At 61.1% G+C, this 19,004-nt stretch carries 19 protein-coding genes and 1 pseudogene; 10 read left to right on the top strand and 10 right to left on the bottom strand.

From position 1 onward, the window contains the following. Positions 1-149 precede the first annotated feature (149 nt). From P8S53_RS02465 to kdsA, 4 genes are all read left to right on the top strand, one after another. Positions 150-1,253, top strand: coding sequence for a class I SAM-dependent RNA methyltransferase (locus tag P8S53_RS02465; protein WP_277805587.1), 1,104 nt, complete (start codon positions 150-152; stop codon positions 1,251-1,253). Positions 1,254-1,344: 91 nt separating this feature from the next. Next, positions 1,345-2,337 (top strand): SIS domain-containing protein, encoded by a 993-nt coding sequence (locus P8S53_RS02460; protein WP_277805586.1) that lies wholly within the window; start codon positions 1,345-1,347, stop codon positions 2,335-2,337. Continuing rightward, on the top strand, positions 2,334-3,125 hold the full coding sequence (locus P8S53_RS02455) for a 3-deoxy-manno-octulosonate cytidylyltransferase (RefSeq protein WP_277805585.1): 792 nt from the start codon (positions 2,334-2,336) through the stop codon (positions 3,123-3,125). The genes P8S53_RS02460 and P8S53_RS02455 overlap by 4 nt, the downstream gene beginning before the upstream one ends. Further along, the gene (kdsA, locus tag P8S53_RS02450) at positions 3,122-3,967 is read left to right on the top strand and encodes a 3-deoxy-8-phosphooctulonate synthase (protein ID WP_277805584.1); all 846 of its coding nucleotides are present in this window, start codon (positions 3,122-3,124) and stop codon (positions 3,965-3,967) included. Before P8S53_RS02455 ends, kdsA begins: the two co-directional genes overlap by 4 nt. A gap of 381 nt (positions 3,968-4,348) precedes the next feature. Here kdsA and trmD read toward each other — a convergent pair whose 3' ends face one another. The 7 genes from trmD to regB all read right to left on the bottom strand — a co-directional run bounded on the left by trmD (position 4,349) and on the right by regB (position 10,142). Beyond that, a complete protein-coding gene (gene trmD / locus P8S53_RS02445) occupies positions 4,349-5,155 on the bottom strand; it encodes a tRNA (guanosine(37)-N1)-methyltransferase TrmD (protein WP_277805583.1) in 807 nt (268 codons plus the stop codon). Next, positions 5,152-5,661, bottom strand: coding sequence for a ribosome maturation factor RimM (gene rimM / locus P8S53_RS02440; RefSeq protein WP_277805582.1), 510 nt, complete (start codon positions 5,659-5,661; stop codon positions 5,152-5,154). Before rimM ends, trmD begins: the two co-directional genes overlap by 4 nt. A gap of 95 nt (positions 5,662-5,756) precedes the next feature. After that, entirely contained in the window at positions 5,757-6,110 is a 354-nt protein-coding gene (gene rpsP / locus P8S53_RS02435; RefSeq protein WP_306417823.1) for a 30S ribosomal protein S16, read from the bottom strand. Between the two features lie 53 nt (positions 6,111-6,163). Next, entirely contained in the window at positions 6,164-6,460 is a 297-nt protein-coding gene (locus P8S53_RS02430) for a chorismate mutase (protein WP_277805581.1), read from the bottom strand. Continuing rightward, positions 6,457-7,020: a GNAT family N-acetyltransferase gene (locus P8S53_RS02425; RefSeq protein WP_277805580.1), complete on the bottom strand. Its 564-nt coding sequence runs from the start codon at positions 7,018-7,020 to the stop codon at positions 6,457-6,459. Before P8S53_RS02425 ends, P8S53_RS02430 begins: the two co-directional genes overlap by 4 nt. Then, complete coding sequence (ffh, locus tag P8S53_RS02420) at positions 7,017-8,507, bottom strand: signal recognition particle protein (protein ID WP_277805579.1); 1,491 nt, start codon at positions 8,505-8,507, stop codon at positions 7,017-7,019. Before ffh ends, P8S53_RS02425 begins: the two co-directional genes overlap by 4 nt. Before the next feature lie 246 nt (positions 8,508-8,753). Then, the gene (regB, locus tag P8S53_RS02415) at positions 8,754-10,142 is read right to left on the bottom strand and encodes a sensor histidine kinase RegB (protein ID WP_277805578.1); all 1,389 of its coding nucleotides are present in this window, start codon (positions 10,140-10,142) and stop codon (positions 8,754-8,756) included. A gap of 114 nt (positions 10,143-10,256) precedes the next feature. On the opposite strand from regB, the gene P8S53_RS02410 reads away from it, so the two are divergent. The 3 genes from P8S53_RS02410 to P8S53_RS02400 all read left to right on the top strand — a co-directional run bounded on the left by P8S53_RS02410 (position 10,257) and on the right by P8S53_RS02400 (position 11,938). After that, positions 10,257-10,877, top strand: coding sequence for an SCO family protein (locus P8S53_RS02410; protein WP_277805577.1), 621 nt, complete (start codon positions 10,257-10,259; stop codon positions 10,875-10,877). Positions 10,878-10,947: 70 nt separating this feature from the next. After that, positions 10,948-11,505, top strand: coding sequence for an ActR/PrrA/RegA family redox response regulator transcription factor (locus tag P8S53_RS02405; protein ID WP_277806671.1), 558 nt, complete (start codon positions 10,948-10,950; stop codon positions 11,503-11,505). Positions 11,506-11,560: 55 nt separating this feature from the next. Further along, positions 11,561-11,938, top strand: a complete 378-nt coding sequence (locus P8S53_RS02400; protein ID WP_277805576.1) for a hypothetical protein — start codon at positions 11,561-11,563, stop codon at positions 11,936-11,938. Positions 11,939-12,201: 263 nt separating this feature from the next. Here the strand turns inward: P8S53_RS02400 and P8S53_RS02395 are convergent, their stop codons facing one another. From P8S53_RS02395 to clpS, 3 genes are read right to left on the bottom strand one after another with little or no spacing between them, the layout of a single operon-like run. Beyond that, positions 12,202-13,023, bottom strand: a complete 822-nt coding sequence (locus P8S53_RS02395; protein WP_277805575.1) for an SDR family NAD(P)-dependent oxidoreductase — start codon at positions 13,021-13,023, stop codon at positions 12,202-12,204. Positions 13,024-13,037: 14 nt separating this feature from the next. Then, on the bottom strand, positions 13,038-14,108 hold the full coding sequence (locus tag P8S53_RS02390) for a class I SAM-dependent methyltransferase (protein ID WP_277805574.1): 1,071 nt from the start codon (positions 14,106-14,108) through the stop codon (positions 13,038-13,040). 13 nt (positions 14,109-14,121) lie between these two features. Further along, on the bottom strand, positions 14,122-14,448 hold the full coding sequence (gene clpS, locus P8S53_RS02385) for an ATP-dependent Clp protease adapter ClpS (protein WP_277805573.1): 327 nt from the start codon (positions 14,446-14,448) through the stop codon (positions 14,122-14,124). A gap of 116 nt (positions 14,449-14,564) precedes the next feature. On the opposite strand from clpS, the pseudogene P8S53_RS02380 reads away from it, so the two are divergent. The 3 genes and pseudogenes from P8S53_RS02380 (at position 14,565) to P8S53_RS02370 (ending at position 18,758) form a co-directional block, all read left to right on the top strand. Continuing rightward, positions 14,565-15,268: pseudogene (locus P8S53_RS02380) on the top strand (HAD family hydrolase). A 203-nt stretch (positions 15,269-15,471) separates the two neighbouring features. Further along, positions 15,472-17,463 (top strand): D-alanyl-D-alanine carboxypeptidase family protein, encoded by a 1,992-nt coding sequence (locus tag P8S53_RS02375; protein ID WP_277805571.1) that lies wholly within the window; start codon positions 15,472-15,474, stop codon positions 17,461-17,463. A 41-nt stretch (positions 17,464-17,504) separates the two neighbouring features. Continuing rightward, complete coding sequence (locus P8S53_RS02370; protein WP_277805570.1) at positions 17,505-18,758, top strand: DNA polymerase IV; 1,254 nt, start codon at positions 17,505-17,507, stop codon at positions 18,756-18,758. Positions 18,759-19,004: the final 246 nt, after the last annotated feature.

The following is a 19,004-nucleotide window of genomic DNA, read 5'->3' as shown; positions in this document are numbered from 1 at the left end:
ACCATTCTGCACCGACCCAACTTGCGCCCGGCCAGTGTGGCAAGCGCGCCGCGTAAGCGGTGCGCGGGGGCGGGCGGGTGGGCCACGCTGGGCGGGCGCAGTCCTTTTTTCTTCTGGCACAGACACGCAATTCCCCCTATGCGACAGCCATGGAAAACACATCCTTCCCCCTGTTTCTTGCCTGCCTGCCGGGACTTGAACCTGTTGTGGTTCACGAAGCCCGAAGCCTTGGGCTGCACACGCCCGAACCTGTCCCCGGCGGGGTAGAGGCGACAGGCACATGGCAAGACATCTGGCGCGCAAACCTGTGGCTGCGCAGCGCCAGCCGCGTTCTGGTGCGCATAGGCCAGTTTCGCGCCCTGCATCTGGCGCAACTGGACAAGCGCGCGCGCAAATTTCCGTGGGCCGAATTCCTGCGCCCTGACACACCGCTGCGCATTGATGTCACCTGCACCCGCTCGCGCATCTACCACCAGAAAGCCGCAGCGCAGCGCATTGCGACCGCAATCACCGAAACCCTTGGCGCGCCGGTCACCGCAGATGCCGATCTGCGCGTGATGATCCGCATTGATGATGACATGGTCACCATCTCGCTGGACACCTCTGGCGAGGGGCTGCACAAACGCGGCCATAAACTGGCCACAGGCAAGGCGCCCTTGCGCGAAACAATGGCCGCGGCCTTCCTGCACCAGATGGGGTTTGACGGCACCCAACCCGTGATCGACCCCATGTGCGGTTCAGGCACGTTCATTCTGGAAGCGGCGGAACGCGCAGCTAACCTGCCGCCCGGTCGCACGCGCGCTTTTGCCTTCGAACGGTTTGCCAGTTTTGACGCGCGCGCATGGGCGCAGATGCGCCAGCACACCCCCGAACCCCCGCCCTTGCAGTTCTTCGGCTTCGACCGCGATCAGGGCGGTGTCCAGAACGCCCGCGACAATGCGGCCCGCGCGGGCGTGCAGGACTGCACTGCGTTTGCCTGCCAGCCCATCAGTGCGCTGACGCGGCCAGGCACTGCGCCCGGTCTGATCATGGTCAACCCGCCCTATGGCGGGCGTATCGGCAACGCGGCCAAACTGTTCGGGCTATATGCCACGCTGGGCCAGATCCTGCGTGAACACTTCACTGGCTGGCGGCTGGGCCTTGTCACGTCAGAACGCAAACTGGCCCATGCAACCGGCCTGAACCTGCAACCCGGCCCCCCCATTCCCCATGGCGGGCTGAAAGTGCAACTGTTCCAAAGCGGCCCGCTATAGCGCGGGGTGGACATGGCTTGTCGTCAGGCCCACAATCTGAAACAAACCAAACATGCGCTGATACGGCATGAATGACGCGAAAGGCCACAAGATGGCACATATTTCAAGCACCGCCCCCGGCCCGGACGAGGCCCCTGACGTTATCCGCAAGGCGGCTGCCGAAACCGTCGCGGTTGAAGCGCGCGCGCTGGATTACCTGTCACATAACCTGCCCGCCGATCTGGAACCCGCAATTCACCACATCCTGAACATCAAGGGCCGTGTCATTGTGTCGGGAATCGGCAAATCCGGCCATATCGGCCGCAAAATCGCGGCCACGCTTGCATCAACGGGCACACCCGCCTTCTTTGTCCATTGCGCCGAGGCCAGTCATGGCGATCTGGGTATGGTCACCAATGACGACATCTGCCTGCTGATTTCCAATTCCGGCGAAACCACCGAACTGCGCGACATGCTGTTTCACATCAAGCGCTTTTCAATTCCCATGATGGGCATTTCCTCACGCCCGGACAGCACGCTGATGAAGGCCGCGACCTACCGCCTGACATTGCCGCAACTGCCCGAAGCCTGCCCCATCGGCATGGCCCCCACCACCTCCACCACGCTGACACTTGCGCTGGGCGATGCGCTGGCCGTGGCCCTGATGGAAGTGCGCGGGTTCATGCCCGAAGATTTCCGCCTGTATCATCCCGGTGGCAAGCTGGGCGCACAGCTGAAAACCGTGGCTGATTTCATGCATGAAGGCGACTCGCTGCCGCTGCTGGACCACAGCACGGATATGCAGACAGCACTGCTGACCATGACATCCAAAGGGTTCGGCGTGGCCGTGCTGATGGATGGCACGCGCATCATCGGCGTCATGACAGATGGCGATTTGCGCCGCAACATGGACAGTTTGATGAGTGTGCGGCCCGCAGATGTCGCCAACCCAAGCCCCGTGACCGTGCAGCCCGACATGCTGGCCGCCGAAGCGCTGGCCCTGATGAATGCGCGCAAGATCAGCGTGTTGCTGGTGGTCACGGCGCAGAACACACCCATAGGCATTGTTCATATCCACGATTTTTTACGCGCGGGGGTCATGTGAAAACCGTTTTGTTTATTCCGGCACGCTATGCGTCCACCCGTTACCCCGGCAAACCGCTGGTGGCACTTCGCCAGCGCGACGGGTCCAGCAAATCCCTGATCCAGATGAGTTGGGAAGCAGCCCTTCAGGTGCGCGGCGTGGATGCCGTGTATGTTGCCACCGATGATGACCGCATCGCAGATGCCGCGCGCGGTTTCGGCGCCGATGTTGTCATGACATCCGAAAGCTGTGAAAATGGCACAGCACGCTGCGCCGATGCGCTGGCACGGCTGGCCATGGCCCCCGATCTGGTCATCAACCTGCAAGGTGACGCGCCGCTGACACCGCCATGGTTTGTCGAGGCCCTGATCGACGCCATGCAGGCAGACCCGTCCGTGGGCATGGCAACGCCCGTGCTGCGCTGCGACCGCCAGACCTATGAAAATTTCATCGACGACCGGCGCAACGGGCGTGTTGGCGGCACCACGGCGGTCTTTGACCAGAATATGAACGCGCTTTATTTCTCCAAGGAAGTTCTGCCTTTCATTGATGCGGGCAAATTGCCCGATCCGATTCCAGTGTTTCATCATGTGGGTGTCTATGCCTACCGCCCGGCAGCGCTGGCAAAATACGCAGCCACACCCCCAAGCGCGCTGGAGGCTCTGGAAGGGCTGGAACAACTGCGCTTTCTTTATGGGGGCATTCCAGTGCGCTGTGTCGAAGTGGACGCGCGCGGGCGGGTATTTTGGGAGTTGAACAACCCCATGGACGTGGCACGGATAGAATCTGCATTGCAGGAGGCACCATGATCGAAACAACCCCCATCCAGATCGGTGATATCAGCATAGGCGGCACACACCCCTTCGCCCTGATCACGGGCCCCTGCCAGCTTGAAAGTCTGGATCACGCGCGCATGATGGCCGAACGCATTGCGGCAGCCTGCGCCCCCACGGCCACGCGCTTTATCTTCAAGGCCAGCTATGACAAGGCAAACCGGTCATCCATCGGCACCCAGCGCGGGCTGGGCATGGATGAAGGGCTGCGCATTCTGGACCAGATCAAACGTGAATTCGGCGTGCCGGTGCTGACAGATGTACATGACGCGCGCCAATGCGCGCCTGCCGCGCAAGTGTGCGACGTGCTGCAAATACCCGCGTTTCTGTGCCGTCAGACCGACCTGCTGCTGGCCGCAGGCGAAACCGGCGCTGCCATCAATGTCAAGAAAGGGCAGTTTCTGGCCCCCTGGGACATGGGCAATGTCGCAGCCAAGATCGCATCCACCGGAAACACGCGCATCATGTTGTGCGACCGTGGCACGTCCTTCGGGTATAACACGCTTGTCAGCGACTTTCGCGGCCTGCCCACAATGGCGCAAACCGGCTATCCGGTGGTGTTTGATGCCACCCATTCGGTGCAACAACCCGGCGGGCAAGGCACAACATCCGGCGGGCAGCGCGAATTCGCACCCGTTCTGGCGCGGGCGGCGGTTGCAGTGGGGGTGTCGGCGCTGTTCATCGAAACCCATGAAGACCCCGACAACGCGCCATCAGATGGGCCGAACATGATCCCGGTGGACAAAATGGCCGCGCTTATCGGCCAGTTGCGCGCGCTGGATGACCTGACGAAATCCCAGCCGCATATCGCGCTGTAAGCGTCCCGATGCATGTGTCGCGTGGCAGATGCGGGCCTGAAGCTGAAACCCAAGGCGCGGAATCAAGGGCGCAGCTGGCCCACGCCATCGGTCTGGCCGTCCCGCGGCCTGCCGATTACTCTGATGTCAGTCCAGGCCTTTGGTGTCGGAATATGCAGCCTGCATAAAGTGAACTTCACTGGCGTCGGATCGGCAGACCCCGGCCCACCGATGGCGCGGGCTTTATCCCAGCGCGAACGTGCCTTCAGGCCATACCCGCCAACCGCGCGAGCATCATTTAGAGCGTGTTGCTCAAAAGTGGGAACCGGTTTTGAGCTTCTCGAACATGCGAAATCAATAAGTTAGAGCATGTCTCGTGAATGCGAATGAACGTGATATGCTCTAACGCCCATTCCCGTCACGCTGGCGCGACAGCCATTCGGCCCATAAATCCGGCCTGCGTGCCTGCGTCAACTGTTCTGACTGGCTTTGACGCCAGCGCGAAATCTCGGCATGGTTGCCAGACAGCAAGACTGGCGGGATACTGCGCCCCTGCCATTCAGCGGGGCGGGTGTAGTGCGGGTGCTCCAGCAAACCGCGCGCAAAACTTTCTTCCTCGACCGATTCGGCGTTGCCCAGAACATCAGGCAACAGGCGCACTGTGGCGTCAATCATGGCCTGCGCGGCAAGTTCACCGCCGGTCAGGACAAAATCGCCAAGGCTGACTTCCTCTATGCCGAAATGATCGATCACGCGCTGGTCAATCCCTTCAAACCGCCCGCAAATCAGCGTCACGCCAGCGCCGCCCGCCCAACGCCGCGCTGTGGACTGCGTGAAGGGCACACCGCGCGGGGACAGATACACAAGCGGGCCGTCACCACGCCCGCGCTGCGCCATGTTGATCGCGCGCCCCAGAACATCGGCGCGCAATACCATGCCCGCACCGCCGCCCGCTGGCGTGTCATCAACATTTCGGTGCTTGCCATCGCCAAACAGGCGCAAATCAATGGTATCCAGCCCCCAAAGCCCCGCTTTCAGCGCCTTGCCCGTCAATGACAGGCCCAGCACACCGGGGAACGCTTCGGGGAACAGGGTGATGATGCGCGCCTGCCATGCCTGCGCCAAAGGGCGCGGCGCATCCAGATCGCGCGGGCTAAGCGACGGCGTCACCGCAATCCGGCCTGCCGCGCGCCTCGGCCGGTCGGTCATTCCAGCAATCCTTCGGGCGGGTCGGCGATGATCCGGCGGCTTGCCAGATCCACAGTCGGCACGGCCGTTTGTGTAAACGGCAAAAGAATGGCGCCCTTGCGCCCCGGTGCAACAATTTCCAACAAATCAGACGCGCCATGGTTCAGCACGGCCTTCACGCGGCCCAGTTCCGCGCCGCCGGTGTCAAACACCTGCATGCCAATCAGGTCAGCGTGGTAAAATTCGTCATCGGGCAAATTCGCCAGACGATCACGGTCCACGAACAAACGCACACCGCGCAACGCGTCGGCAGCATCACGGCTGTTCACCCCGCCCAGACGCGCGGCAAATCCTTGGGCCACCTGTGCGCCAAGGGTCAATGTAAACTGTCGCGCGCCATCTTCGGACCAAAGCGGGCCGTAATCGCCAATCGCGCGGGGATCGGCACAAAAGCTTTTCAGCCGCACCTCGCCGCGCACCCCATAGGCGCCCATGATCGCCCCGACACAGATTCGCGCTTTGCTCATGTTGCTATCATCTTGCCAAAAATACTTGCGGGGGGGGAATTGCCCGCATCGCGGGCAATAAGGGGGGCCGCAAGCCCCCCCTTTTCTGTCACGGATTATTCAGCCGCAGCTTCTTCAGTCTTGGCGGCTTTTTCGGCAGCACGCTCCAGCGCTTTCTTGCCGGGCTGCGCTTTTTTCATGTTGGCGCGGGTCGCTTTTTCGCGCACGCCAGCAGCTTCCAGAAAGCGCGCGACGCGGTCGGTGGGCTGTGCGCCCTGATCCAGCCAATGCTTTACGCGATCAAGGTCCATCTTGATGCGGTCTTCGCTGTCTTTGGGCAGCAGCGGGTTATAGGTGCCCAGCTTTTCCAGAAAGCGGCCATCGCGCGGCATGCGCGAATCGGACGCGACAATCGCGTAATGAGGGCGCTTTTTGGACCCACCACGGGCCAGACGGATCTTCGTTGCCATGTCAGTTTCTCCTTATGAGTAGGCAGTCGCGGGAAAATCCCGCAAATTCAGTGTCAGCGTTGCATTCCCTCGTGGTGACGGATCACCTCCGAGATGATGAAATTCAGGAATTTCTTGGCGAATTCCGGGTCGAGATCGGCCTCTTTGGCCAACCATTCCAGCCGCTCTATCTGGCGCTCTTCGCGCGCAGGGTCGGACGGGGGAAGATCGTGCTGCGCCTTCAATCGGCCAACAGCCTGCGTGTGCTTGAACCGCTCGCCCAGCGTGTAGACCAAAATCGCGTCCAGCCGGTCAATACTGTCGCGATGGCTGGCCAGAAGGTCTGCGGCGCGTTGAACGTGGTCACTCATGCATAGGCCTCTACGTTGCCGTCATTATCCGTGCGCGTGACCGGATGCCGCCAGACCTGAACTGTCGCCAGTCCACCGGGGGCCTCGGCCGTTTTGTCATGCACGCATCCCAGCCGTTGTGCCAGGGCAAGGCTGCGCAGATTGTCGGGCGCGATGTAGCTGACAGCGGTATCCCACCCCAGATGATCCTGCACATGATCGCGAATGGCGCTGACCGCTTCAAAGGCATAGCCCTTGCCCTCGGCCTGCGGGGTCCACAGCAACCAGCCAAGCTCCCTCTCTGGCCAGCCCAACGGAAACCACGGCCCCGCCGACCCGAGGACCGCGCCGGATTGCCGGTCGGTGATGACGAACTGGCCAAACCCATGCAGCACCCAATGCCCGATGAAATGGCCAAATGCCCGCCAAGCAGCGCCGTCATCGCGCGCCAGCGCATTGACGAATTGCGCACGGTCTGACGCCATGAACTCGCGCCAGACGGGCCAGTCTGCGGCCACAGGCGCGCGCAACACCAGTCGCGCGGTTTCCAGAACGGGGGTATGGGCCAATGCGGGTGTCATTTCTTCTTGAACATCCCTGACAGCCCACCGGGCAGACCACCGCCGCCGCCGCCCATTCCGGGCATGCCGCCCAGTTGCCGCGCGGCCTGTTGCATCAGCTTCGGGTCCATCTGGGCGGGGTCCGGCATGGCATCCGCGCCTTTGCCTTTGCCCATCATGCCTGCCATGGCCTGTTTCAGCATGCCCTTCTTGCCCATGGTTTTCATCATGTCGGCCATCTGGCGGTGTTGCTTCAGCAGTTTGTTCAGGTCCGACACTTCAAGCCCCGCGCCTGCGGCAATGCGTTTCTTGCGGCTGGCTTGCAGGATTGCGGGGTTGGCGCGTTCCTTCTTGGTCATGGAATTGACCAGCGCAATCTGGCGTTTCAGCATGGAATCGTCAAAGCCTGCCGCTTCGGCGGCCTTGGACATTTTGCCCATCCCCGGCATCATGCCCATCACACCCTGCATGCCGCCCATTTTCAGCATCTGTTCCAGCTGCATTTTCAGGTCGTTCATGTTGAACATACCCTTCTGGAAGCGCTTCATCATGCGTTCGGCCTGCTCGACCTCCAGCACTTCCTGCGCTTTTTCCACAAGGGCCACGATGTCGCCCATGCCAAGGATACGGCCCGCCACGCGCTTGGGGTCGAACACTTCCAGCGCGTCGGTCTTTTCACCCAGACCCACAAAGCGGATGGGCTTGCCGGTGACCGCGCGCATCGACAATGCCGCACCGCCGCGCCCGTCGCCGTCCATCCGTGTCAGCACAACGCCGGTCACGCCCAGCTTGCCATCGAATTCGGCAGCCACATTGACCGCGTCCTGACCGGTCAGGCCATCAACAACCAGCAGCGTTTCGCGCGGGTTGGCGACATCGCGCACGGCTTGCACTTCGTCCATCAGCGCATCATCGATATGCAGCCGCCCTGCGGTATCCAGCAAGAACACGTCATAGCCGCCCAGCGTGGCCTGTTGTTTCGCACGTTTGGCAATTTCAACCGCCGACTGCCCCTTGACGATGGGCAGTGTATCAACGCCGATCTGGGTGCCAAGGATAGCGAGTTGTTCCATTGCCGCAGGGCGGTTGGTGTCAAGGCTGGCCATCAGCACGCGCTTGCCTTCGCGTTCGGTCAGGCGGCGGGCCAGTTTCGCGGTGGTCGTGGTTTTCCCCGACCCCTGCAAACCCACCATCAGAACCGGCGCAGGCGGGTTGTCGATTTTCAGCGCACCAATATCTTCTTCGCCTTCCAGCATCGCGATCAGTTCGTCATGGACGATCTTGACCACCTGCTGACCCGGTGTCACCGATTTGGTGACCGACGCGCCGGTTGCCTTTTTCTGCACGCGCTTGATGAAATCGCGGGTCACAGAAAGCGAGACATCGGCTTCCAGCAGGGCGACGCGCACTTCGCGCAGGGCTGCGCGCACATCATCTTCGGACAACGCGCCCTGTTTTGTCAGGCGATCAAAGACCCCGGACAGGCGTTCGGACAGATTCTCGAACATGCGCGTCATCTCCTTGCCCCGAAGGGGCTGCAACCAAATGCCCGTGAAGGGCCGTATCAAACCGGCCCGCAGGCCATATTATTCCGGCACAACGGGCCACAAAGCACGATTGCACCCACGGGCGCAACGCGCTGGCGGATGGCGATCTTTGCCCACAGGCAAAGACCGGAAGCATTCATACTTCCGGAATCACCTGTCCGTTTATGCACACACGGGCTGTAAGTCAAGCCATTCGGGCGCGCGCGTCTACGCCGACATAGAAGGGTTCGGCCCCAGCCCTTGCGACACATCAGCGGCAATCGCGGCCAGCGGCCAGCGAATTTCTACTAGCGCGCCATGCAGTTCCGGCGCCTGCGGCAAGGTTTTGACAGATCCGTCACAATTCATGAAATCCAGCCTGGCGCCGGTGCGTTCCAGCAATGTCTTGGCAATAAAGGTGCCCAACCCCATACCATCATAGCCCGGCCGCCGCCTGGTGCGGGACGGATCGCGCCTGCGACCGATGAACGGTTCGCCTATGCTGGCCAGAACCTGCGGCGAAAAACCCGCGCCATCATCAATGATGCGCAACGTCAGGGCTTGGGGCGTCCAGCGCGCATCAACCCACACTTCGGATTGCGCAAAATCAACCGCGTTCTGAATAAGGTTGCGCAACCCATGGATGATTTCGGGACGGCGCAGGAACTGCGGCTGGCCGTCAGGCGCGCCCCCTTCCGGTGTCAGCAGGAAATGCACCTGCTTGCCGCGCCCGCAATGGGGGTCGGCGGCTTCACGCAGGACCGCTTCCAGCGGCGCGCGGTGCATATGGGTATCATCCTTGCCGCTGCGGCCCATGGCGCGCAAAATATCGCGGCAACGATCCACCTCGCTGGCCAGCAGGCGCACATCATCCAACAAGTCGGGCCGGTCTGCCAGCTCGTCGGCCAGTTCGGAACTGACCAGCTTGATCGTTGCCAATGGCGTGCCCAGCTCATGCGCGGTGGCGGCCACAACGCCGCCCAGATCGGTCAGTTTCTGTTCGCGCGACAGCGCCATTTGTGCCGCCAGCAAGGCATCCGCCATCGACTCCGACTCGGCGGCGACACGGTGCGCGTAAAATGCCTGAAACACGACACCTATGACAATCGCGGCCCAGAACCCGAAGCTCAGGATCTGGGGCACAACAAGAATGGTGCCATCCGAGAAGCGCAGCGGCTGATACGCCACACTGACCAGAGAGATCAGCGCGATGGCCACAAGCGCAAGCATCATGGTGGAACGTGGTTGCAGCGCCATCGCAGAAATGGCGACGGGGGCCATGATCAACAGCGCAAACGGGTTGGTAATGCCCCCAGTAAGATAAAGCAGGCACCCCAGTTGCGCGATATCAAACAGGAATGTCAGCGACGCTTCGACATCCGACAGGCGTTTGGTGGGCGGGAACAAAAACAGCGACAGCAGAATCGACACAGCCGCAGCAGCAATAACCAGCGCGACCAACCCCATATCAAACCGCAACTCAAAGACCACAACCGCCAACAGGAACGCCACCACCTGCCCTGCAAGCGCAAGGGCGCGCACATAGGTCAATGTGCGCAGCCGCACCCATTCACCGCGATTCTCCTGACTGATTTCGCCGAATGTGGACGGTTGCATGGGGTGGTTCCTTCTGGTCGGCGGGGCTTGATGTCACACTTGCGGGATAAGGGATTGTTAGGCCGCGCGCATTCCGGCATCAAGACGCCATATCCCCAAGCTGGAGAGGGTGCGATGATTCGCCTTTATTCACTTATTGCCGCCGGACTGATTGCCGCCCTTCTTGGGGGGCTTGGCTATATGGTTCTGACAGGGTCGGATCAGGCCGGTCTGGGACAATGCCGCGAAACGTCGATTGCGGGGGGCGCGGGGTCCATAGGTGGGCCGTTCGAACTGGTTGACCACACAGGGCGCACGGTCACCGATGCGGATTTCGCGGATCGTCCGGTCCTGCTGTATTTCGGCTATACATTCTGCCCCGATGTCTGCCCGCTGGACACAGCACGCAATGCGCAGGCGGTCGATCTGCTGACGGAACGCGGCTATGATGTGACACCGGTGTTCGTATCCGTGGACCACCAGCGCGACACGCAGGAACTGCTGGCCGAATTCGTGCGCTTCATGCATCCCGACATGATTGGCCTGACAGGCACCGAAGAACAGATTCGCAACGCCGCACGCGCCTACCGCGTGTATTATGCCGCACAGGAAAGCGATGATGATTTCTTTTTGATCGATCATTCGACCTTCAGCTACCTGATGCTGCCCGAACACGGGTTTGTCGACATCATCCGCCGCGACCAGACCCCCGAACAGGTGGCCGATACGCTGGCCTGTTTCATTGACAATGCGTAACAGCTGCTGATGAAATTGACCTTTGCCACATCGCGCCCTAAATGTCAGTGACAGGAAAGCGGGTGTGAAAATGGAAGATAGCGCGAAAATTGACCTTGGGCCGGATCCAACACTACTGTTGGTTGATGATGATGAAGTGTTTTTGAAGCGCCTGTCGCGGGCAATGGAAAAACGCGGCTTTCAGGTGGAAACCGCGACATCAGTTATCGCAGGCAAGGTCATCGCGAAGGCCCGCCCCCCCGCCTATGCCGTGGTTGATCTGCGGCTGGAAGACGGGAACGGGCTGGATGTGGTCGAAGCCCTGCGCGCTGCACGCGACGATGTGCGTGTGGTTGTGCTGACAGGCTACGGTGCGATTGCCACGGCAGTGGCCGCCGTCAAGATTGGCGCAACCGATTACCTGTCGAAACCCGCCGACGCCAATGACGTGTTGCGCGCCCTGCTGGCCATGCCGGATGACGAATTGCCCGACATACCCGACAACCCCATGTCCGCCGACCGTGTGCGCTGGGAACATATCCAGCGCGTGTATGAGCAATGCGACCGCAACGTCTCGGAGACCGCGCGCAGGCTAAGCATGCACCGCCGGACATTGCAGCGCATCCTTGCCAAACGCTCGCCGCGGTGACAGGCTGGAAAGGGGCGCAAATGCATGCGCCCGCCGATGCGGGGAGACAGGAACCATGCGCAATCTGATCCTGATTTTGGCCGTCCCGGCACTGATTGCCGCATGCAGCACACCGCAGGACAGGTGCGTGCGCGCCGCACAGTCAGATTTGCGCGCCGTCGATGAACAGATTGCCGATGTGGAAACCGCGCTTGAAAAAGGCTTTCGCATTTTGCCAGCGCAAGAAGGCAAGACACGCATAAGCCTGTGTGCATGGCCCCGTGAACCCGTGCTGTTTTGCACGCAGTCCATTCAGCGCCCACGGTCGGAATCGCGCGAAGCGATTGACCGGCACGCTGAACAGGCGCGCTTGGCGCAGTTGCGCCAGACGCGCGCGGGACCTGGTTATTCAGACCGCCGATCGCGTGTCAGCCTGTCGGTTGCCCTAGCGTGACATTTGGCCTGACGGGGACACCCAAAGGTGCGGAATCAAGGCCGCAGGCCGCCGCACCATCGGTGGGCCGTCCCGCGGCCTGCCGATTTGGCTGATGGTAGTCCAAGCCTTTGATCTTGGAAGTATGCAGCCGACATAAAGTGAACTTTACCAATGTCGGATCGGCAGCCCCCGGCCCACCGCTGGCGCGGGCTTTATCCAAGCGCGAATGACCGCAAAAGGACCAGAAAGCGCCACCAATGGGCGCTGGCACAGGACTTTCGTCAATGTGCGGGAACCGAAACCGGGTCCATCAGCGTGCGCCCGCCATCAATCGTAATGATCTGGCCGGTCATGAAGGCGGCCGCGTCGGATGCAAGGAACTGCACGGCCTCTGCCGCCTCGGATGCGGCACCGATACGCCGCATCGGGGTTTGCTGCACAATCCGTTCGCGATAATCTTCATTGGCGTTCATCATCTCTTTCAGATGCGCACTCATGACACTGCCAAGGGCAACACCGTTCACGCGAATACGCTTGCCGGCCAAGGCAACCGCCATGGCGCGTGTCATCTGGTCCAGTGCCGCGCTGGCAATCGAATAGGCCATCAGTTCCGGCTGTGAACGGCGCGCAGCAATGGATGACAGGTTGATGATGGACCCTATCGCGTGGCGCCCGCTGCCTGCGGCCCCGTCATCGGCTTCGGCCTGGGTCAACATGCGCTTTGCGACCAGTTGGCTAAGTTTCAGGCTGGCCAGAAGATTCTGCTGCAAGGATTGCTCGACCGCGTCGCTTTGGTCGTCCAGCGGGTCGGAAGGGGCGCATTGGCGTGTTGCATTGACCAGAATATCCACCTTGTCGAACGCATCGACCGTGGCCGAAATCAGGTTGGCCAGCGTCAGGCGCTCGCGCAAATCCCCCGCAAAGAAAATCGCGTGCTCATCCGACCCCGACATCTTGGCGATTTCGGCTTTCAGTTTGACTTCATCACGGTCGGCCAGAACAACGCGTGCCCCCTGCCCCACGAAATGATGTGCAATTGCCAGCCCCACGCCATTGGCTGCGCCGGTGATGATTGCTGTCTTGCCCGCGATGGAATAGCTCATACTATGTGCCTTTGTTAACGTCGGCGGCGGGTTACAATGCCCGCGCCCTTGCCTGCGCCGGTGCGCTTTGGTGCGGTTGCCTGCCAGACACGGAACGCGCCGTTTTCCACCACAATCTCGACCTGCATGAACGCAGCCGCCAACGCCCCTTCATAAGGCAAATGCCGATTCGCAACCATCCACAACCGCCCGCGCGGGGCAAGAATGCGCGCGGCTGCTGCAATAAACGCCAATCCCAGTTCCGGCTGCGCAATGCGGCCTGTGTGAAAGGGCGGGTTCATCACCACACCATCCACACGCCCCGGCAGCGCAATCTGTGTCGCATCGGCCCAGTGAAATTGCGCACGCGCGTCGGTGATGTTGCGCCGCGCCAGATCCAGCGCTGTAGTATCCGCTTCTATCAGGTGCAGGGTCTGCACACCCATGCGCGACAGGGCCGCCGCAGACAGATAACCCCATCCCGCGCCCAAATCCGCCAGCGTTGCGGGCAACTCATCGGGCAGCGCCTGCGCCAGCATCTGCGATGCGGGGTCAACGCCGTCAGCCGAAAACACCCCCGCCACTGTCTGGAACTGCCCCAGAGCGGCATCGGAAACAGTGATTGGGCGGAATTCCAGATCGGACAGGTCCACGCCGCGCGGGTCGAACCAAAACAATTTTCCATGCGCCTTTGACACCACGCCGGAAACATCCACACGCGCGCGCAGCGCTTTGAACACCGAATCAATGCCATCGGTTTTCTGCCCGTCCACAAGCACCAGTTCCGCGCCAAGCTGGCCAGCCGCCTGCGCAATCAGCCCGAAGGCTTCGGCCTTGGACCGTGGCAGGCAGACCAGAGCGGCAGGCGCAGGGCGCGCGGCAACCGCCACATCATAGCCAGCAGCCACAAGCGCATCATGGTCGGGGCGGAAACCCTGCGCCATGTGCAGGCGGGACATCTCCAGCGGGTCAAACCGTTCGCCCGCGCGCGGGCGCAGCACAGCAACCGGCCTGTCAGGCAGCACCAGACCTTCGGCCATGGCAAGGGTCAGGCGCGCATGGCGCGGGGCCGGATCAGCGGCAAGGACAGGGGGGGTATATGTCATGGGCGCGCGGCGCCTATTCCTTTTCCAGCGTGCATTGCAGCGGGTGTTGATGACGGCGCGCAAAATCCATGACCTGCGCAACCTTGGTTTCCGCCACCTCATATGAGAAGACGCCCACGACGGCCACCCCTTTCTTATGCACCGTCAGCATGATGTCGAACGCCATGGCATGCGACATGCCAAAAAAGCGTTCCAGCACATGCACAACAAATTCCATTGGCGTGAAGTCATCATTCAGCAGCATGACCTTGTACATGGGCGGGCGCTGGGTTCGGGTGCGTGTCTTGGTAACCACGGCACCGTCTTTGTCCGGTCCATTCGGTTCATCATTGTCTGTCATGGTCGGAACATGCTGCATTCGGGGTTTTGGCCTTTTCAGTGCTGGATGGCGCGATTACTGCGTAATATAACGCAACTGAGGCCACAGAAAAGCCCCGAAGCCGCAGACAGGACCAGATGACCCGTATCACAACACTTGGTTTCGATGCAGATGACACATTGTGGCACAATGAACGCTTCTTTCGGCTGACACAGGAGCATTTTGCAAACCTTCTGGCAGATTACACCGACAAGCACACCCTGATGACCCGCCTGCTGGATGCAGAGCGCCGTAACCTTGGGCAATACGGCTTCGGGATCAAGGGTTTTGTCCTGTCGATGATCGAAACCGCGATAGAGGTGACAGAAGAACGCGTCCCCGCATCTGTCATTGCGCAACTGCTGGCCGCCGGACAGGACATGCTGCGCCATCCTATCGAACTGCTGCCCGAAGTCGAGGCCACGATTGCCGCACTTGCACCTTCGCATAAGCTGGTGCTGATTACCAAGGGCGACTTGCTGGATCAGGAACGCAAACTGGCGCAATCAGGGCTGGGCGAGATGTTTGACGCAGTCGAGATTGTGTCCAACAAAACCCCGCAGGCCTATGCCCGGATTTTCGCCCGCCACGGGGACGGGGCCGAAGCCGCGCTGATGGTGGGAAATTCCATGCGGTCCGATGTCATACCGCCCATTCTTGCCGGGGGCTGGGGGGCTATGTCCCGCATGGTCTGGTCTGGGAAATTGAATATGCCGATCCGCCCCTGACACATCCACGTTATCGCAGCTTGTCCAGCATTGGCGCACTGCCCGATCTGGTGGGCTGGATCGACGGAAGTTGACAGCGATCAACCCTGAATTGAAACCTGTCGTCGAAATCTGGTGCACCGCGACGCGCACACCACAAGACCTGCCCTTCGGCAAGATTAAGTATATGTAAAAACCTATTGAAATTTCATACTTTTCTGAAAAGCAACATCGTGCTACCATAGAAGTTGAGCAGTTAGACCGCAAAAAAATCGCGGCAAAAAACAAAGGCAAACGGATGCAGGCACGATTCGGGCGGATATACCGTCACGTTTTGGTATGTTCCATCTTACTGATCGGCTATTTGGTCGCAGCCCCCGCGCTTGCCGCCCCTTATGCCGCGATGGTGATGGATGCACGCAACGGCGAAGTTATTTTTGCGCGCAATCATGACACGAAACTGCACCCCGCATCCCTGACCAAGATGATGACGCTGTATATTGCCTTCGAGGCCGTGAAACATGGCGAAGTCACGCTGGACACAATGTTCACCACCAGCCGCCGCGCAACGCAACAGACCTGTGTGTGTCTGGGCTTGCGCGAAGGGCAGAAAATTTCCCTGCGCCACCTGATCCGCGCCGCCGCCTTACGGTCCGCCAATGATGCTGCTGTGGTCATTGCCGAAGGAATTTCCGGTTCGGTCGAGGCATTCGCCGACCGTATGACAGCCACGGCGCGCGCCATGGGCATGTCCAACACCACATTCAGAAACCCCCACGGGCTGACGCAGGCGGGCCATGTATCAACCGCGCGCGACATGACCATTCTGGGCCGCCAGCTGTATTTTGACTATCCGCAATACTTCAACATCTTCTCGCGCCGCAGCGATCATGCAGGCGTAGGCACCGTGCCCAACACGAACCGGCGCTTTCTGGATGCCTATTCAGGCGCGAACGGAATCAAGACAGGATACACCCGTGCGGCGGGGTTCAACCTGACCGCATCTGCGGAACGCGGCGGCAAGCATATCATCGCTACAATGTTTGGCGGGTCGTCAACGGCTGCGCGCAATGCCCATGTCGCGGAATTGCTGGATATCGGGTTCAACCGCGCAGGGGCCCGCGTCGCCACCCGCGCGCCTGCTACACCGGGCTATCGTGGCCGCGGCGCGGTTGCCGTTGCCCAGGCACCCGAAAGCAGCGGCGACAGACCCGCATCGGCGCGCACGATCCGGCTGCAAACCGCCGTGCGCACAAGCCCGCGCCCACCGGCCCGCCCTGTAAGCGAACCTGCGCCGGATATGCTGATTGCCTTGCGTGACGGGGTGGAAGCGGCTGTATCCCAGATTGCGGTTGCCACACCTGCCGAAGCCGCGCAATCCACCCCTGATGAAGACAGCACCGCAATAGCGCTGGCAGAACTGGCACCCGACACCCCGACAGTCACGCCCCCCGCCCGCCCCGAAGAATTCGGCGCGACCGGCGATCTGGCTGCGGCACAAGCTGAAGCCCCGGATTTTGCAGCAGCGCAGGCGGCCGGGTTCAGCATTGCGCATATCGATGATCTGGCAGCGCTGGATCAGGCTGACCCGCCCATCCCCGACGCGGACATGGACTTCGTCGATGCGCCACCGGCCCGTCCGGACACCGGCGTCGAAACTGATGCAGCGGACCGACAACTGGCACAGGCCGATCAGGCACAGGCGGACGACGGTGAAACCGACACCGCAGCGCCCGAAACGATCTGGATCGGAGCATCAGAAAGCGTGTTGCTGACCGAATTCGCCACGGAAGATTCCCAGTTTGATATTGCCGGGCTTTATGCCCCGTCACCCGATGGCGCGGGCCAGATCATGGCCCAGGATGCCCTGAATATCACACCCGAGGCCGGCAGCACCGCACAACCCGCGAAACCTGCGCCGCGCCCCTCGATCATCCTGACAAGTTCGGGGGCACAGCCCGACCGCGATACGCAGGCCCTTGCGACAGCCGCAGTCAGCGAAGCCAGCGCAGCCGCCACCCCTGAAATTGTCAGCCGCGTGTCCACGTCCGATGGCGGGCGGCTTTGGGGTGTGTCCCTTGGGGAATTCACATCGCGCAACGCCGCCGAACGTGGCATCATCACCGTGAAAATGGCCGAGGCCGCAGCCCTTGGCAACGGTATCAGCCGCATTCGCCAGACCAGTGGCCGGTTCGAGGCCAGTTTCGCGGGCCTGACCGCAGCCGAAGCGGAACGCGCCTGCCTGCGCCTGTCGGCACGCGGAATGGATTGCGAAATCGCGCATCCATGAAGGTCATGGCCTTGTGCGCATGTCCTGCGCTATAACGGGTCATGCCTGCGCTATGCCGTGATTGTCTGACCCGTTTTGATGCAGGCCCGCGTTGTCCGGCCTGCCATTCGCCGCGCGTAGTGGCGGACCCGGAATTGCTGGATCTGAGCATCGCACATATGGATTGCGATGCGTTTTATGCCAGTGTTGAAAAACGCGACAACCCCGAGTTGAAGGACAAACCCGTGATCGTGGGCGGCGGTCATCGCGGGGTGGTCACGACGGCCTGCTACATTGCGCGCATTCACGGCGTGCGATCGGCGATGCCCATGTTCAAAGCATTGCAGCTTTGCCCCGAAGCGGTTGTCGTGAAACCCCGGTTTGACGCCTATGCCGCCGCATCGCGTGAAATACGCGCCATGATGGAAGACCTGACACCCGCCATCGAGCCGCTGTCGCTGGACGAGGCCTTTCTTGACCTGACCGGCACAACACGCCTGCACGGCGCGCCACCTGCCGTGTCGCTTGCGCGCCTGATCCGCCGGATGGAACAGGAGTTGCGGTTGTCAGGGTCTGTCGGATTGTCGCATAACAAGTTTCTGGCCAAGATCGCGTCCGATCTGGACAAGCCGCGCGGGTTTGCCGTGATTTCGCGCGCTGGCACGGAAAACTTTTTGCGCGGCAAACCCGTGGGCATGATCTGGGGCGTGGGAACGGCCACGCGGGCGCAACTGGCGCAGGCAGGGATTGCCACGATTGACGACCTGCTGCGGTGGGACCAGTCTGATCTGGTGGCACGGTTCGGGGCGATGGGGCTGCGGCTGTGGCATCTGGCACGGGGACAGGACACGCGCCCTGTCAGCCGCGATCCGTCGGTGAAATCCATTTCCAAGGAAACCACATTTGACACCGACCTGACGGATTTGGACGTATTGGAGGGGCATTTGTGGCGACTGTCGGATCAGGTTGCCAGCCGTGCCAAGGCCAAGGGGCTGGCAGGTGTGGTGGTCACGCTGAAGCTGAAGCGCGCCGACCACCGGATATTGACGCGGCGCACCAGTTTGCGCGGCCCGACATATCTGGCTGATGTGATTTACCGCACGGCGCAGCCACTGCTGGCACAGGCATTGACCAACGGGCCGTTCAGGCTGCTGGGGGTGGGGATATCAGATCTGAGTGCGGATAGCGGTACGGGGTTCAGCCCCGACCTGCTGGACCCCGGCGCCGAAGGGCGCGCGCGCGCCGAACGTGCAATCGATGCGTTGCGGGCACGGTTTGGCCCCGATGCCGTGATCAAAGGGCGCAGCCTGCGCTGAAGCCATTCCCAAAAGGCCAAGGGGGCACGCCCCCTTTGGAAACCCTGTGGATATTTAAGCCAGAATGAAAGCTAGAGTATGTTGCTCAAAAGTGGGAACCGGTTTTGAGCTTCTCGAACATGCAAAATCAATAAGTTAGAGTATGTCTCGTGAATGTGAATGAACGTGATATGCTCTAGAGATCGCGTTTGGTGTCATGCCCGCAAATGAAAAACCCCGCCGGAAGGGCGGGGTTTTCGGGCGTGA

Source organism: Roseinatronobacter sp. S2 (assembly GCF_029581395.1).
In the GTDB taxonomy this organism is placed as follows: Bacteria; Pseudomonadota; Alphaproteobacteria; order Rhodobacterales; family Rhodobacteraceae; genus Roseinatronobacter.
Note: the sequence above shows the minus strand (reverse complement) of the source record. Positions and strands in the feature narration are given on the sequence as shown.